The following is a 14,859-nucleotide window of genomic DNA, read 5'->3' as shown; positions in this document are numbered from 1 at the left end:
GATAATGCAACGCTGGTAAATCGATGCCCATTTAGCCGTGAAGACAAGCAACGAATGAACAGGGCATCAGGTTTTGTGCAGGGGGATCAGGCTTTCACCAATTATTTCCCCAAAATGCATCGCAGTATTTGCCAAAGGTATTCGGCATTGGAGTCGCAGCAAGCCTGCGCAAACGCAGCGGGGTCAATCAGACTTTCTCAACAGTAGCACCCGTCACCAAAGAGATAATGAGTTGTCTCCATCTTCTCTTCTGATTCACAAGACAACTCAAATGCCTTCTCCCTATCTTGCTCAACTCCATCTCCATTTGAGTAAAGGATCCCTAGCTTGTACTTTGCCTCGTCAAATCCTTGAGCCGCAGCTTTCTCGAACCATATGGCTGCTAACGAAGAGTCTTGAGCTATTCCCTTGCCAACCCACAATAGATGGTTGCCATACATTACCCGATGTATCGACGATTGGTTCAGTGCTATCATGGCGCCACGCTCGCTCAAAGGAGACGAGTTCCCCGTAGATTGCCATCTCACGTCCGGCTTTGCTGGCGATCTGCCTGCGGGTTGCTTTTATGTGCTTGTCTTCTGGCATAACGGTACTCCAATGCAAGCGTTTTTCTACGCTAAGGTGTTAATGGGTATGTGACTTTTCTATTCCTGCTGAACGACAACACGTCGCCGCTCCTGAAACGCTTGTTCAACTGCCTTGCGGTCGTTGAACCGAGACGTAAACACCTCGGCTGAGAGTTCGTCGGAAAGGCATTCGGAGAATTTCAGGTTCTCCATCGCTTGGATGTTGGGGATCGGCCTTACGTTTTCTGGTTCGATCTCGTTGATCAAGGCGGCGATAGGGTCGAGTGATGTCGCTTTGGGGAATACCAGCGAGAGGTTGTCTCCCTTTACGTCACAGTGTGGTTTCAATGCGTCAGCCAGCAGCGTGTTGGCGATGCCACCGGCGAAGGTCCACCAGCGGAGTTCGCCATTGGGCTGGAGGACGACGGAAGTTGATTCTGCTGATATCCATGGGAACTCTTCCCGGATCTCAGCGAATTGAGACTTGGCTCTTGATGACCATGATGGATCGTCGTTATCTGTGCTGAGGATGCGACGGATGCTCTGGCAAATCGCTTGGCTGAGCATCTGACCTTCGCCGAGCCAACGTGACTTGCCCTTCTGGTCGGTTGGCTCGACGTGAGCGATTTTTCGCTTCCAGTCCAAGTGCTTTGTCTTCCAACTTCGGCCAGCGAGTGCGAGGATCGGTGGTCCGTCGCTGTCGTCTTTCTTAAAGAAGGTGGACTCGTGGACGAATCCAAGTTCCTTTTGTCCCGACATCACTCGAAACAAAGGCGGCGACGTGAACACGGACAGGAGGTCCATGAAGTTCTGGCGACCAAAGATCGACTCACCTTCTGGTGCAAAGGAGACGATCCCGTTGTCGTCCCACAGGATGAGCTTGGCGATCATGTACTCGACAAGTTCAGCGACACGCTCTTCGGGCATCTGGGTGAAGGCTGGAACATCTGAAACCCACGAGAACCATTGCGACCGTCCGACACCACGCTCCTGAAGGATCAATGCCATCAATTGTTGAGCCAGAATATGATACGGGCACGGTGGAGCTTGAACCGGTTCGACATACTCTCGTCGCCACAGTTCGATCAACGCTGCCGCACGAAGAAGCCCTTCGTCTTTTGTTGCCAAGAACAAACAGTTTCGAGTCGTGTTCGATCTTCGACCCGTTCGTCCCATTCTTTGTAGAAACGATGACACGCTTCCGGGGGCATCGATTTGGATCACTCGGTCGAGGTCTCCGACATCGAGACCAAGTTCCAATGAACTGGTTGCCACAATCACACAATTCTGGCGTTGAGCAAATGCTTCTTCTGCCTGTCGCCGCTCATCCAATCCAACTGAACTATGCGAGACGAATGTGTCTACTCCATAGCTGCGAAGGGAAACGGCCAACTGCTCAACCCGTGATCGGCTGTCGCAGAAGACGAGGCGTTTTTCACCCTGATGTAGCAAGCTGATCACTTTGGCGGCGTTGGCCAGTGAACCAACGAAGTCCAGTTGAACATCAGGTTGCTCATCACTCTTACCTTTCGGCCAGACAACCTTTTGCGGACGTTCCGATCCAGACGACAACCAAGACAACATTTCATCGGGATTGCCAACCGTCGCTGACAATCCGATTCTCTGAAGATCGTGTCGGGCAAGTTTGGCGATTCGAGCGAACACCGATAGCAAGTGCCAGCCTCGGTCGTCACCAGCGAATGCGTGAACCTCATCGATAACCACCACCTTGATGTTCTTGAAGAATCTATGGTGGTCAATTTTGGACGAAACCAGCATGACCTCAAGAGATTCCGGCGTGGTTAGCAACAGGTCCGATGGTTCGGACAGTATTCGCTTTCGCTCACCTTGTGGAGTGTCGCCATGCCACAAGGCGGCTCGGCGTCCGACCAACTGCATGTATTTGTGAAGACGCTGTTCTTGATTGTTCAGCAACGCCTTGATCGGGCTGACGTAAAGAACCGAAATGCCTTCCCAAGACTCCTCCAACATTTGTGACATGACAGGGAAGAACGCAGACTCCGTTTTACCGCCAGCGGTCGGAGCCAGCACGACCATATTGTTTCCGTCGAGGTACGCATCAATTGACAACGACTGCACTTCTCGCAGGTCTCGCCAGCCAAGCGAGTTTACGATGTGGTGTTGAAGTGCGGGATGAAGTCGGTCAAACGCTTTCATCAGTTCCTTTTTTATTCATGTTGGACACGATAACTTCAGGGTCAACAGTGATATGGATCACCGCTGTTGAAATGCTCCCAAAATTAAAGGTTTCGCAACGCATCGGAAATCATTTGCGTTCGGGCCTCAGTGAATTCGAGAAAGTCATCAAATGTGTACGAATCCAGTTCCGGGATCATGTGTCGTTTGCGGAAATCGGCATCTCTTGTGGTGAGCCACTGGTCGAAGGGTGTCGCACTCTTCGACATGTTCTCCGTGTCAGTCAAGAGTTCCAAGTTGCAAAGAGTGTTGAATCGTTCCATGTATGCTTCAACCTTCGGTTCGTCATAACCACGCTTGCGGAGTTTGCGGACCTGGAATTCGGACTGGGGGAAGATGTGATCCTCATGGAACACGGCGTTCTTCCAGTCTCGGTCGGGATAGAGGAGCGAAAGCACAAGATAGGTATAACGGCCCTGATACTGGTGGCCCAGAATCCTCTCGATCTCTGCATCGTTCAGGTGAGGTTCAATTTCCAACGACTGATACAGATCGTCGGCTGGAAACGAAGAAGACGTATCGCAATTTTGAAGAATATCACGAAGGCGAGTCAACGTCGTATCAGACGAACTGCCGAACGCATTCTTGAGTGTGCCGAAGATAAACCAGCGTCTTAGTGCGACCTGAGCTACAGCATCGCTCTCGCTTGATGAGGTGTCGAAACTCTTGCTGGCCTGCTTCATTACAAAGAGCGCAATCGGCAACACTCCGAGTGGGGCAACAATGTTCTTGGCGCTGAATCCAAACCTCGCCATCAACCGAACAGTCGTCGTCAACGACTCTTTGATGGTATCCCAATTCGCTTCGATCTTTGCCAAGTTGGGCCTTGTAAAGTTTTTGACCTTGTACTGAATTGGCAAGTCTTCAGTGAGGTATAGGCTCGCCTTGAGAACGAAATCCTTTCCGAACTTGTAGCCATTCCCAAATTCGTTAATTGAGTCTGTGAACTGGTGGATTTCTTGGCGGGCGTCCCGTGACTCCCACTTCGCAGTCGCAGTCGCAAGTAGCAAATCCGAGTATTCGAGCGATTGTCCCGCCGAGTTAGCTCGGACGAAAATCTGTAACACTTTCTCGGGGTTCTGGTCGTGCTCCTCGTAGTAGTTCCCGACGAGAACCGTGTGAATGCGACTGTGCAGTCGACCAATCAACTTGTTTGCAGTATCTCGCTGGTCATCGGTGAGTTCTCCCAGTTCATCCTTGACATTGGCTTTCGCATCCTCTGCGTCCTCGTGATCCAGAATTCGACCAACTAAATACCAAAGCTGTTCGCCTTCCATATTCTTGTCTGACGTTTCGTCTTCTCGAAACGCAAACTCATAGGTCAGATCTTCGGGGTTCTCCTCATCGGGAATCGGAGCTTTTAAAAGATTGAGGTACAGCCGAGTCTTTTTCCAGCGGTAATAGAAGTATCGGTAACTGCCTTTCAACCCAAGGTAAAGCGATGTGATTCGCTGTTGCCCATCCAGTACGAGCGTGATGTCTCTGGTGATTCCTGCCAGATTCGCAGATGGATTATGCGGAGATTCATCATCGAAGGCTCGAATGAACTCGTAGATCGGCCATTTATCCTTGTTCTCCAGCTTGAGTTTCCAGAAAAGAAACGAGCCGATGGGAAAGTCACCCATGATCGAGTCAAACAAACGTGCAACCTTCTCAGGCTTCCAAACGAATTCTCGTTGAATCGCCGGAAGGTAGATGTCTTTGTTAATTTCACGAATGAGATCACTCACTCGGACGGGACGGTATTCCATATTGCGTTCCTTAGATATCCAACTCGATGTCATCAACGGTCTTCGCTTGAGCCTCTCGCTCAACGCTGGTCATTTCACTGGTGGACACGGTTAGCTCGTAGTCTACGAGTGGATCAAAGTCATCGTTCTGATCGATGAGATCGAGAACGTTAGTAACCAGCTTCTTTAGAAACAAACGTGGAGCAATCCCAACTTTGCCACCAAGTTTTCCTGCCATCGCATGAGCTAGGGTTTCAATGTAACTATCGTTCGCCAAACGTCGCACTCGATCCGGGGCGGAACAATCAGCGGCGTATAAGTCTCTAACTTTCGTCCCAACTTCAACTAGTCGTTCTTTGTCGAAAGCAGTGAGTCGCAATTGCACGGCTCGTGGGTTGTCAAACCGACCATCCTTCCGAAAATCCACATGCAGCCGTTGTGCTAACGGCTCAAGTCGCTGAATTCCTTGCGGACCATCGTAGAAAGCGGGAGTACCGGTGATTGCCAGATATAGATTCGGAAAGCGGCCACCATCCACGTCGTCAAGCAACTGCCGCAGCGCATTCAAGCCCTTTTCACGAACGTCAGACCGAACACGTTGAATCGTCTCGATCTCATCCAGCACCAACACCAACCCGGAATACCCGGAGTCCTTCAGGATCAGCAGCAACCCACGAAGGAAACTCAATGCTGCGAAGTGATCTACGTCCCCTTTGACTCCCGCTGTTCGCTTGACCGAAGCAGAGATATGCGGCTGTCCTGCCAGCCATCCCGCTAGTCCTTCTGCCGTGGCGTGATCATTGGCACGCTGAGCGGCTCGATAGGAGCGTAGTGCAGCGGAAAACTGAGGAGTCGCCCGTGTGATTTCAACGAGTCGTTGTTCAAGCAACTCGTCCGACTTCTCGGCCAGCGTTTCAACATCGTTGGGGTCAATCGTGCCTTCGGCCAGAACGTCTTCTTCCAGTCCATAAAACCAACCATCGATGACCGAGCGGAAGGCACCCAGAAAGCAATCTGCCGTCGAAAGTTGTTCCATGGCTCGACGATATACAGTCTCCAGTTTGTGCAGCGGCGTTTCTGTTTCGCTGATTTGCACCTCGGCGGTGGCGAAACCGTTCAGCTTTGCTTGTTCCTGAACCCAACGCCCAAAGAAGGTTTTGCCGCAGCCATACTCACCACGCACCGCTTTGAAGATGGCACCGCCTTCAGACACTTCGTTGAGTTCAGACTTAATGGTCTCCTCAAATGGACTTAGGCCGACTGCCAGAAAGTCCAGTCCACGCTGTGGAACCGTGCCCTTCCTCAGAGCGGAAATGATCTCTCGTCGTTTTTCGGGACTAACTTCCATAATTACTCAACGTCAAACTGTCGTTTCAACTTGGCGATATTCAATTCCACTTTGTTTTCCGTGCGATCAATCACGAGGATCTCGTATCCATCCACATTCAGGACTCGCCGGATATTGGCAATCACCTGATCGAGCCGTGCAGCAGGCATACTGGTTTCTTTGATGAACGCACCGGGCGTCAGGAAACCTCCTGCCGCATTCAGTGTTTCAAGAACCTGACGGATGACCGAATCCTGTGGTGGGTGTCTCTTGATCTTAGATTTCTGATCCTTGTATGCCTGAGACGCCAGCAGTCGATCAATCCAGTCTGCACTGGCTGGCAGCACTTCAACTGGAGCGGGTTGTGTCGGTGCCTTCACCGGTGGCTCATCCGGCTCCAAATTGTCAAACAGCGTGGGTGGGCCAGAAGGCACAGCCACATGAACGACCGGCTCGTATTCCACAGGTGATGCCACGGGAGCAGGCGACCACCAATCGGGAAACGGGTAGGCGCACCGTTTCAAATTGGAATAGTCGCTGCTTCTGTCGGTGAGCAGGACCAGCGGGCACACCATTTCCTGTGGAGTCGCTCCGCCGTGATACCCATGTTGTTTTCGTTTGTAGTGAATCGTTTCCGTCCATGGGACGATGATGCTGTCAGCCGGAATGACACGCTTGCCCGAAACAACAAGCTCGCCGTCTTTGCAGTCACTATCGTTCTGACGCCAACGACTGCCCTCGGTGGATGGATCGAACTGTGCGTCGGCTCGATGCCAAACGTGACCATGATCACTGGCCAAGACAACCACTCGCCCTGAATCTCTGGCCAACCGCAACAACGCTCCCAGCGGGTTGATGCGGCTGATCGACCAGTTGTCACGAATCTGTTGAGCATTCGCCAAGCGATCATCGATAGCGTTGATCACAACCCCGACAACATTCTGTTTGTCATCGAGAAGAGCCTTGCTAACTTCTTCGGAAACCGCCCCTCGACTGCCTTCGGTGATGTCCTTCTTGTGGAACAAAATTGGAGGCTTGCGACGATCCGAACAATCGACGAGGGCTGGATTCTCTTTGAAGTTGCGTCGTTCCTTCGTCTGATCGCCATCGGTCAATTCGCCAGATAGCAGGCTCGTTCGTGAATACCTCGTCTCACTCGGCACCGTGGCGATAACCGGATGTGGAATGGCCGAGTCTTCGTCGAAGGTGGATTCAAACCAGTGATCCTGCCGGATGTCTTCCAGCAACTCGTGACAAACCGCCCAACTCATGCCGTCCAGCACGATTATCAGCACACGGTTCTTTTGGGCCACGACTTTGGCAACCACTTCTTCCAGAACATGCTCGACACCGATCACGCCGATGCTGGTTGATCCGACTGACGACCAGTCCGCCAACCCTTTGGCGAACGACTCCGCAAAGCCACGTTGCCGTTTCGAAACTGCCGCATCCAGAGCGATGTAGGCATCCGATACTTCGGGAATGTCTTCACCTCGGCATACCGCTTCCCGTGCCCAATCGGCGAACGCTAATTCTTTGACGTAAGCGTTCGACTGATCAGCAAAGGAAGTGACCTTGGGCAACGGTTGGTTGAGCCAGCGAATAAGGCGAACGGCCATCTCCGTTCGTGAAACCTGCTCGGCGTAGCGCGGTTGTTTTCCAATTCGGTGATTGGCCACGCACTCCTGATGCTGTTCGCATTCCGCAATCGCTACTTCGCTGGGCTTGGCGATTGCCCGTTTGATGTGCTGGCCAAAACGAATGAGCCGCTGCTCGTAGCCATGTCGAGACAGTCCGTTTCGATAGGAGTGGTCCTTGCATTGAAACTGTTCCAGCAATGCGTCGGCCCGCTCCAGATGGCTCTGGGCAATTCGCGGATCTTCCCGGCGATCCAAGTCGGCGATGGCGTCAATGGCCAATTCACCCAGCATCCGACCAATGGCTTTTGAAATCGTTTTGTTCTGGTGGTACTGTTCCAGTCTAGCTGCTGCTGCATCCAGAACGGGTTCATCGCCGCTGCCAAAAATAACCTGACAGGTCACGGCCAACGCAACGGCGTCTCTACCAGCTCCACTGTCAACCATTCGCAGGATGGCGTCGGCTGCATCCCCGAGTCTGGTGTGCAGTCGGCGACGCAAGCTGCCCTTCAGTTCATTGGTGGCTTCGATGTACCGTTTGGGGCCGTGGTCCTTTGTCGCCCACAACAACAGGCTGACCAAATCGGGTTCACGGTCTCCCATATCAAAGACTTGACGACACAATGCACTCCAGACTGTCCCAGCATCCAAGACGCCTGCCGACACAGGTGGGTAGCCGTCACGAGGAGAGTATTCCAGTAGTGCGTTGGCAATACCGGGATCACAAATAGAGCGGTCCAGTTCCTTTGCTTTGAACAACGAACACAAACTGGCAACATGATTGAAGGGGAACAGTCGGCTGCGAGCCAGACGTGCTACGACATCATGTCCCAAATCGCCCTGCTGAAGCTTCGTCAGCAAGATGATACGGTCATTCTTTTCTTCGGCTTCCAGAAGTGCTTCCCGAATCTGAAACACATTGTCCGCTCGCAGGACATGCGCAATACCAAACTCGAACTCCACCTCCGGAGGTCCTTTCACGGAAGGCGACACATGTAGGCCAAACGCTGCTGCATCAGCGTCCTCTTCCCATAGGTCTTCGCAGATCGATTTTAGTTGTTGGGTATTGAGATTTGTCATTTGTTATTTGTCATTCGACGATGCTTGAGTTTCGATGGCTCGCTTGGTTCGTTCAAGCTCTCCCTCCAACAGTTTTTTCTCAGGCAAAGCAAGTTTGTATTGGCTGGTCATCACTTTGTTAGGCAGGCCTTCCAGTGAATAGTGAGCGACGGCCTCTCCAGCAACAATTTGCAAATTCGCCGACAGTGTTGGCGATTTTTCAGACGGCGTCTGAATTGTTGCCGCTGAAGACTCCTCAGACGCTGTCTGGGGAATTGGACCGCCAGTAGATTGCGCAGACAGTGTCTGCGCAATTGGCCAAGCCAAGGAAAAACGAAGCATTTGCTCGACATTTCGCTTTGAGAAGCCTCGACCAAACCTCGATGTCAGGTCACTCGAAAGACGTTTCACAACTTCTGCGCCATATTCGGCCTTTGTGGTTCCGCCTTGGTCTAACTCCACAATCCGACGACCGATCTCCCAGTAGGCGGCTGTCATGATCGAGTTCACCGCCCGAGCAGAAGTTCGACGGGACTGCAGTCCTTGGAGTTGGCCCTGAATGGCATTCTGAATGGCATAGCGTGATCGAAAGCCTCGGGGTATGCCATTCGCAAACTGTTGCACTGAAAGGACTTGTGTCGATCCTGGGAGATGGGAATGGCATGGAAATGCTATGTGTATCGGCGAACGAACTGCGTTTATGCCATTCGCAAAACGCATGGTTTTGGATGAGAATGGCATAGTTTCCAGCAACCACTCCGTCGAATGCAATTCGCAAGTACAGCACAAACGGGGAGTTACGGCAGCGTTCGGATTTTTCGCAGGAAATTGCATGCACTATTCCTCCCCTTTCGTGCCGGAGGAATGCAATTGCCAAACGGAACCTGCACCTCTCCCTTCGCTGTCAATCAACTCCGCTTTTCGCATGTCTTGCAGCAAATTCATGATGAACGTCTTTCGCTGCGTCTCATCCAAAGCGTCTGAAAGCCGATCGAGCAGCAGTCGGTCGATTTCGTTCCGTTTGGCTGGTCCCTTGCCAAGTAAATCGAGAATCATTTTCTGACAGTATTCGCGATCAATTCCTCGACGACGCAAATAGTCCACCATCGTGTCCGTCGCAGCCGCTACATCAGCGGAGACATGAACATTCGGCCTGCGGCCTTCGATCAGCCTCTTGCCACGCAGAGACTTTGCTTCCTTGTCGTTGATAGGCTGCGCTTTTTGCACTTTATCCAGTGCGATCACGTCCAGAAGATCCAAGCCCGTCTGGCTCATCAGCATACGTGTGTAATTCGGGTCCAGAATCTGACCAATCAAGCGGACCTTCACTCGTTCGGGATCACTCAGGTCGTAAGTTGGCAGGGGAAAGTTACGATCCCGCTGAATGCGTAACGTTCGTTTGATCCCGCTGCCAATCGTGTCGATCATGTTCAAATTGACCATCGCCTGGGCGAGACGAGGATTGGCCGAGTATTCCTGCGGACTATCACGGACAACGACCTCCTCGACGCTACCGGGATAGAACGCACCCAAGTTCGTAAACAACAGCGAATCGGGTTGTTCGATGACAATGATGCGACCCGCCTTTGAATAGTCTTGGTGAGCAATGCAATTGTGTAGAGTCTCTCGCATCACCCATGGGTCGTACTGGCTGACGTTAATAGGAAACAAAGTCCCGTCCGGCAAATAGCGAACGGTAAGGTTGCGGATATTATCCAGCAGTTCATCGACCGCCAACAAAAACGGCGGATCGTAATGACGGTAATCCTGCTCAACGTTTTCGTCATCTTTCAAAATCCAAGTCATTCGAGGCTGAGCAGGTGCTACATGATGAGTTGATTCTTCTTTGCCCAATAGAATCAATGCAGCCCGAGTCAATTGTCCATCGATCGCGACTTTAATCTTGTTCAAGAAAGTAACATCGTCCCATTCCCAAACCTCTTTTGCCAAATGAGCTTTCTTGGGATCGCCTTCAAATCGTTCTGCATATTCGCTGCGTGCACGGTGAATCGCATTGGGGTCCAGGTTGTTAATGGTTGCCCCTTCGCAAATTCCTGCTGACCAATCGACGGCGGGACCGGAGACAATCTCCCAAAGCTTGCGTTCTTTTTCGGGATGCTCTGCTAACGGTTTCTTGTGACTTCCCACACGTACATAACGGCGCCCAGAAAAAGCAACGGGAGCAGTGTTCGCAGCCTGCACCTCGAACATCACCATCGGAAGTCCGTCTTCTGAGTCGAACTCAAAGATGCGGAAGTTGATGCGTGGAGCCAGAAGTTTGTTCAGCCACGGTTCCAAATCCTCATTGCCGTGGCCCTTTTGTTGGCGAGGCTTGAAGGTCGTTCCAACGATGTTGTGCGTACCATCTTCGATACCCCAGACGATGTAGCCAAAAGCCTGACTTTCAAGCGCGGCAGCATTCGAGATCGCAGACAGGTATTCCCCAATCATCTGCGGATCAGAATTGTTTTGCTTGAACTCTGCCCACTCTGTTTCGGTAGGTAAATCTCGCAGTTCAGCAAGTTTGTCTCGAAGCTGCTCCAAGTTCATTCGGATGCTTCCTCCAATATCCATTGGATCGTGACACGCCGCTTGGGATTGTCTCCCAGCTTGGCAGCCAGTTTTTCCGTCAAGGTCGAAAGGTCACTTCCCGACATGCGTTCGGTGGAACCGCTATCCAGCCGTTTCCAGCCGGGCTTCGTGGGAGGAGGATCGGGGATCGGAGCAGGACCGGGATCAACCTTCGGTGGTCGCAACAACTTCACGGCCCGGCCCTCGGCATCCGACAACTTTGCAGGAAGACCGCCAGCCAGAGCGAACTCATCCATCATCAGGCTGTCACGCAGATCATCGATCAACAGAGTTGCATCGGTCTTGCGACGGTCGTTGATCTCGGACACTGCCTCGAACAATTCCCAGCGGTTGGGTTCCAGCAGGCTGGCCAGTACGGTTGCCGCCGACTTGATGCTGCGGCCCAGTGCTTTGCCGCTAGTTTCAATTCGGGACGCAGCAATCGCCTTTACCAACGGCGTTGGTTCCTGACCTTCGACGGCATCGAAGAAAGCACGGGCCGCCTTGGCCGTCTTCACTCGATCACACTGGGCCGCATCGTCTTCACTCACACCCAGTTTGTGCAGAATCAATTGCAGGCGATTCGGCAGGGCATCGCAGTCGGCTTTGAACTTGGCGATGTAACCGCCGTTGTCTGAAAACTTTTCGCCCAAGCCCGCCAAGTTGGAAGCATTCAACAGGCGTGACAAATCATCGCCGAACAGGTCCGCTATGCGTTTTTTGGTTTCCTGCCATTCGTCTTCCGTGGGAAGCTCTTCCTGACGCAATTCCAACTCACCGGGCAAGTCGTCCAGCTTCGGGACAAAGTTGCCGCCAAAACGCACGAAGGCCCGATTGGTCTGCTCGGCGTAGACCATGATCAGCAGGTTTTCGATTTCTCGTGGCAAACCACGGTCGTCACCCATCCATGCCTTCATGTCGGCAACATCGGGATTGTCCTTCTCCGATGCCGCCAGCGATTTATTGAATAGCGTCTTCCAAAAACCTTCCAGGACAAAGTGCGTTTCCCCCATCGAACCCAGTTCCAGTGGATCGCAGATATTTCTCAAGGCTTTGCGGATGCGGCTGTCTTCGACAAAGATCCGTCCGTCCTGCGTGTGGGCCGCTTCCTGACAGACTTGCAGCACATCCTTCAGGTCTTTGTTGACTTTGATCTCTTGGCCAAACTTCGGATGTTTGGGGTACTGGTGCTTGAGAGCCTGATCGAGCAAGTGCTCCATCGCCTCGCCCAGCGTCGAACCGACCGGTCGTTGCAAAGACAACGAGGGAAACAGCGAGGTGAACTGCGAGTCCGTAATGTTGTAAGAATCATCCAACGAGCCGGGGTGTGGCACGCTGCGAATGCCGTAGGCGGCTTCGACTATGGATTGTAGCTTCGAGGCCAAAGCACTTTGGCGGCTTTCGAGGATCGTCCGAGCAGTCTCTCGGTCCTGTGATGACAAATCCGAGGCGTGCTGATCGAGGTTGTTTCCTCTAAGCAAGTGATCAATGATCACCAACTGGCCAAGTTCCGTTTGCGTCTTCGTTGAGAAGAACTCGGGAAGCCAGATCATCGTCTTGTGCGACTCCCCCTTCTCCTTAAACTTCTCGATCCGGTCGATGTCTTCCTGCGGAGTCATCCCTTCGTTATCAAAAGGGAAGTCGATGACCAGTTTCCAATCGTCGCCGCTGGATCGCAGCGCCTCGTCGGTGGTTCGTCGGACGTTCTCGAACAGCACGTCACAAATACGGTGTGTGCCTCGCCAATTGAACTTATGGGCAAAGAACATGTTGTCCTGTTCGGGCATCCCGAACGACTTCAGCAACATGCGTTTGACTTTGAGTTGTCGTTCGCCCGGTCGGTCGTAAGCACGAGCCGCTTTGATGATCTGGTCGGTATCGACGCCCACCAATTGCAACGAGACCGTGGGGTTGGTGGCATCACCCGACAATCGGATTTCGCCGTGCAGTCCCGACCAGTCCTGAAACTTGTTCTTGACCGTCTGGTATTCACGCCCGGAGAAGCGTGATTTCACATTGCCATGATTCAGTGCCGCCAGCTTGGCACAGGTCATGTCCTTGAGTGTTTCTTCGCCCTCGACCAACGCAGCCAGCAACAGGCTTTTGATTAGTCGATTGTCGTTCTCGAAGGCTTGGAACTTGCGAGCCACTTCGGGATCGGTCTTCGCCTTCTCCTGATCGACTTCCAAGTCCACCGAGTGCTGTTCTTCCAGCATCGGCAACAGTTTGTTGGTGTAGAGTTTCTTGGCATGGGCAAAACGGACACGCAGCACATCGGAGAACGTGTCGTCGCCATCGGCCACCACATCCCACAGGTCGCCCAGCGGAACGATGTCACCGACGTAGAGCGATTCTCGCCGTTTGACCAGCATCTCCAGCATGATCTTCAGGGCGGTACGTTCACGTTGCAGGGCACTGGAGATGGCGATCAGAGATTTGATCAGTGCCGGGCTGAACGGATAGACCTGCTTGAACAGTTCCTTGTTGCCGTCACGAGCCAGCAGAATTTCCATCACTTCTGGCTGGAGTTTGATCGCCTGTTCGTAACCATCGGATAGTTCTGCCTTGCAGGCATCGTTCTTGGTTTTCAAAACACGCTTTTGAGCGATCAACGGCAGGTTGCGATCCTCCAGCGTGATCATGTCGAAGCGTTCTTCCATGTGCGACAGAATGTCGGACAGGTTCACTTGCTCGATACCACTGACGGTATCGCCGATCAGATCACGCAAGTCACGCTGACGAGCGACGTAGCTGATGATCGGGATGGGCCGCTCAGACTTCTTGGATTCGACCAGTTTGACCAGTTTGTTGGCTTCACGCTGAACGAAGTCGAGGTTGCCGCTGTTGGTGGCCAGCCACAGGATCAACTCGTCCAGAAACAGAATCAAACCGTCATAGCCAAGCGATTGAGCGTGGGCGCTCAGGATGCCCAAGCCTTCATCCAGTTCGACGTAGGCTTCGTCTTTGGCGTGGGCGATACCACGGAAGGCCGGGAAGATGTTCTTCACCAAGTCACCGACCAGCAGAGATCGCTCTTTGCTACCCGGCTCGGCTTCCAGTGCCTCTTCAAAGCTGGTGGCATCCCAACCGTCTGACGACAGCTTGGCGTGTTTCATTTTGCCAAAACGAGGCTTTCCGCCACCACCGCTTGGATCACCGCCCGACTTACCCTTGTTCAGTTCGGCAAAAAACTTTTCGTCGCCGAGGCTGCTGCGGTGTGACCTTGCGTTGTCAAAGATTTCATCGGCCAAGAACACTCCGGGTAGCGGTGCATCGGGGTGCAGTTCCGCCACATGATCGACGTAGCCACCAAAGATGGCGGTCTCCATGTCTTTGGCGTTGATCATGTGATACGGCACCAGCAGGAACTTCTTGTCCTCGACCCACTTGTGCGTGTCACAGACCGACTGCAATTCCTTGACATTGCGCACATCGGAATTGTTTTGCAGGATCAGGTGCAGCACGGCCATGAAGTGCGACTTACCGGAACCGAAACTACCGTGCAGATAAGCGGCTTTGCTGTTGTCAGCCTCCACAGCGGTCTTGATCAGGTTCAGGCTGTCGTTGAAGCATTCCACAAGCTGCGGAGTGACGACATACCGGTCGAGCGTCTTTTGTGGCTCGTTGACTCCTTTGGACAGATTCAGGACGAAATCGCCCTTGCGAACCCGTTCCGGGAGATCGAGTAGTTCACTGATGAGTTTGGACATAGTTAGTAAGTCTTCAGTTTTCGGTTGTCAGTGTTCGCTTTC

General features: G+C 52.7%; 8 protein-coding genes. All 8 read right to left on the bottom strand.

Translation table 11 applies throughout. The annotated features are described in order from the left end of the window. Positions 1 to 197 precede the first annotated feature (197 nt). A complete protein-coding gene (locus NB063_RS32600; protein WP_407652607.1) occupies positions 198 to 440 on the bottom strand; it encodes a tetratricopeptide repeat protein in 243 nt (80 codons plus the stop codon). 204 nt (positions 441 to 644) lie between these two features. Further along, positions 645 to 2,744, bottom strand: coding sequence for a DEAD/DEAH box helicase (locus NB063_RS10715; protein WP_250928728.1), 2,100 nt, complete (start codon positions 2,742 to 2,744; stop codon positions 645 to 647). An 83-nt stretch (positions 2,745 to 2,827) separates the two neighbouring features. Next, complete coding sequence (locus NB063_RS10710) at positions 2,828 to 4,534, bottom strand: DUF262 domain-containing protein (RefSeq protein ID WP_250928727.1); 1,707 nt, start codon at positions 4,532 to 4,534, stop codon at positions 2,828 to 2,830. A gap of 10 nt (positions 4,535 to 4,544) precedes the next feature. Continuing rightward, on the bottom strand, positions 4,545 to 5,861 hold the full coding sequence (gene brxD, locus NB063_RS10705) for a BREX system ATP-binding protein BrxD (RefSeq protein ID WP_250928726.1): 1,317 nt from the start codon (positions 5,859 to 5,861) through the stop codon (positions 4,545 to 4,547). 2 nt (positions 5,862 to 5,863) lie between these two features. Next, positions 5,864 to 8,557, bottom strand: coding sequence for a BREX-2 system phosphatase PglZ (gene pglZ / locus NB063_RS10700; RefSeq protein WP_250928725.1), 2,694 nt, complete (start codon positions 8,555 to 8,557; stop codon positions 5,864 to 5,866). Between the two features lie 3 nt (positions 8,558 to 8,560). Further along, positions 8,561 to 9,256, bottom strand: a complete 696-nt coding sequence (locus NB063_RS10695; protein WP_261367320.1) for a DUF1016 N-terminal domain-containing protein — start codon at positions 9,254 to 9,256, stop codon at positions 8,561 to 8,563. 117 nt (positions 9,257 to 9,373) lie between these two features. Next, positions 9,374 to 11,086 (bottom strand): RNA-binding domain-containing protein, encoded by a 1,713-nt coding sequence (locus NB063_RS10690; protein WP_250928723.1) that lies wholly within the window; start codon positions 11,084 to 11,086, stop codon positions 9,374 to 9,376. Then, positions 11,083 to 14,817 (bottom strand): DUF6079 family protein, encoded by a 3,735-nt coding sequence (locus tag NB063_RS10685; RefSeq protein WP_250928722.1) that lies wholly within the window; start codon positions 14,815 to 14,817, stop codon positions 11,083 to 11,085. The genes NB063_RS10690 and NB063_RS10685 overlap by 4 nt, the downstream gene beginning before the upstream one ends. Between the last annotated feature and the right edge of the window lie 42 nt (positions 14,818 to 14,859).

Source organism: Aporhodopirellula aestuarii (assembly GCF_023701485.1).
Classification (GTDB): Bacteria; Planctomycetota; Planctomycetia; order Pirellulales; family Pirellulaceae; genus Rhodopirellula; species Rhodopirellula aestuarii.
Note: the sequence above shows the minus strand (reverse complement) of the source record. Positions and strands in the feature narration are given on the sequence as shown.

Excerpts from the sequence above, each read along its gene's own strand:
- NB063_RS32600 (WP_407652607.1), bottom strand. The coding sequence starts at position 440 with ATGTATGGCAACCATCTATTGTGGGTTGGCAAGGGAATAGCTCAAGAC.
- NB063_RS10715 (WP_250928728.1), bottom strand. The coding sequence starts at position 2,744 with ATGAAAGCGTTTGACCGACTTCATCCCGCACTTCAACACCACATCGTA.
- NB063_RS10710 (WP_250928727.1), bottom strand. The coding sequence starts at position 4,534 with ATGGAATACCGTCCCGTCCGAGTGAGTGATCTCATTCGTGAAATTAAC.
- brxD (WP_250928726.1), bottom strand. The coding sequence starts at position 5,861 with ATGGAAGTTAGTCCCGAAAAACGACGAGAGATCATTTCCGCTCTGAGG.
- pglZ (WP_250928725.1), bottom strand. The coding sequence starts at position 8,557 with ATGACAAATCTCAATACCCAACAACTAAAATCGATCTGCGAAGACCTA.
- NB063_RS10695 (WP_261367320.1), bottom strand. The coding sequence starts at position 9,256 with ATGCGTTTTGCGAATGGCATAAACGCAGTTCGTTCGCCGATACACATA.
- NB063_RS10690 (WP_250928723.1), bottom strand. The coding sequence starts at position 11,086 with ATGAACTTGGAGCAGCTTCGAGACAAACTTGCTGAACTGCGAGATTTA.
- NB063_RS10685 (WP_250928722.1), bottom strand. The coding sequence starts at position 14,817 with ATGTCCAAACTCATCAGTGAACTACTCGATCTCCCGGAACGGGTTCGC.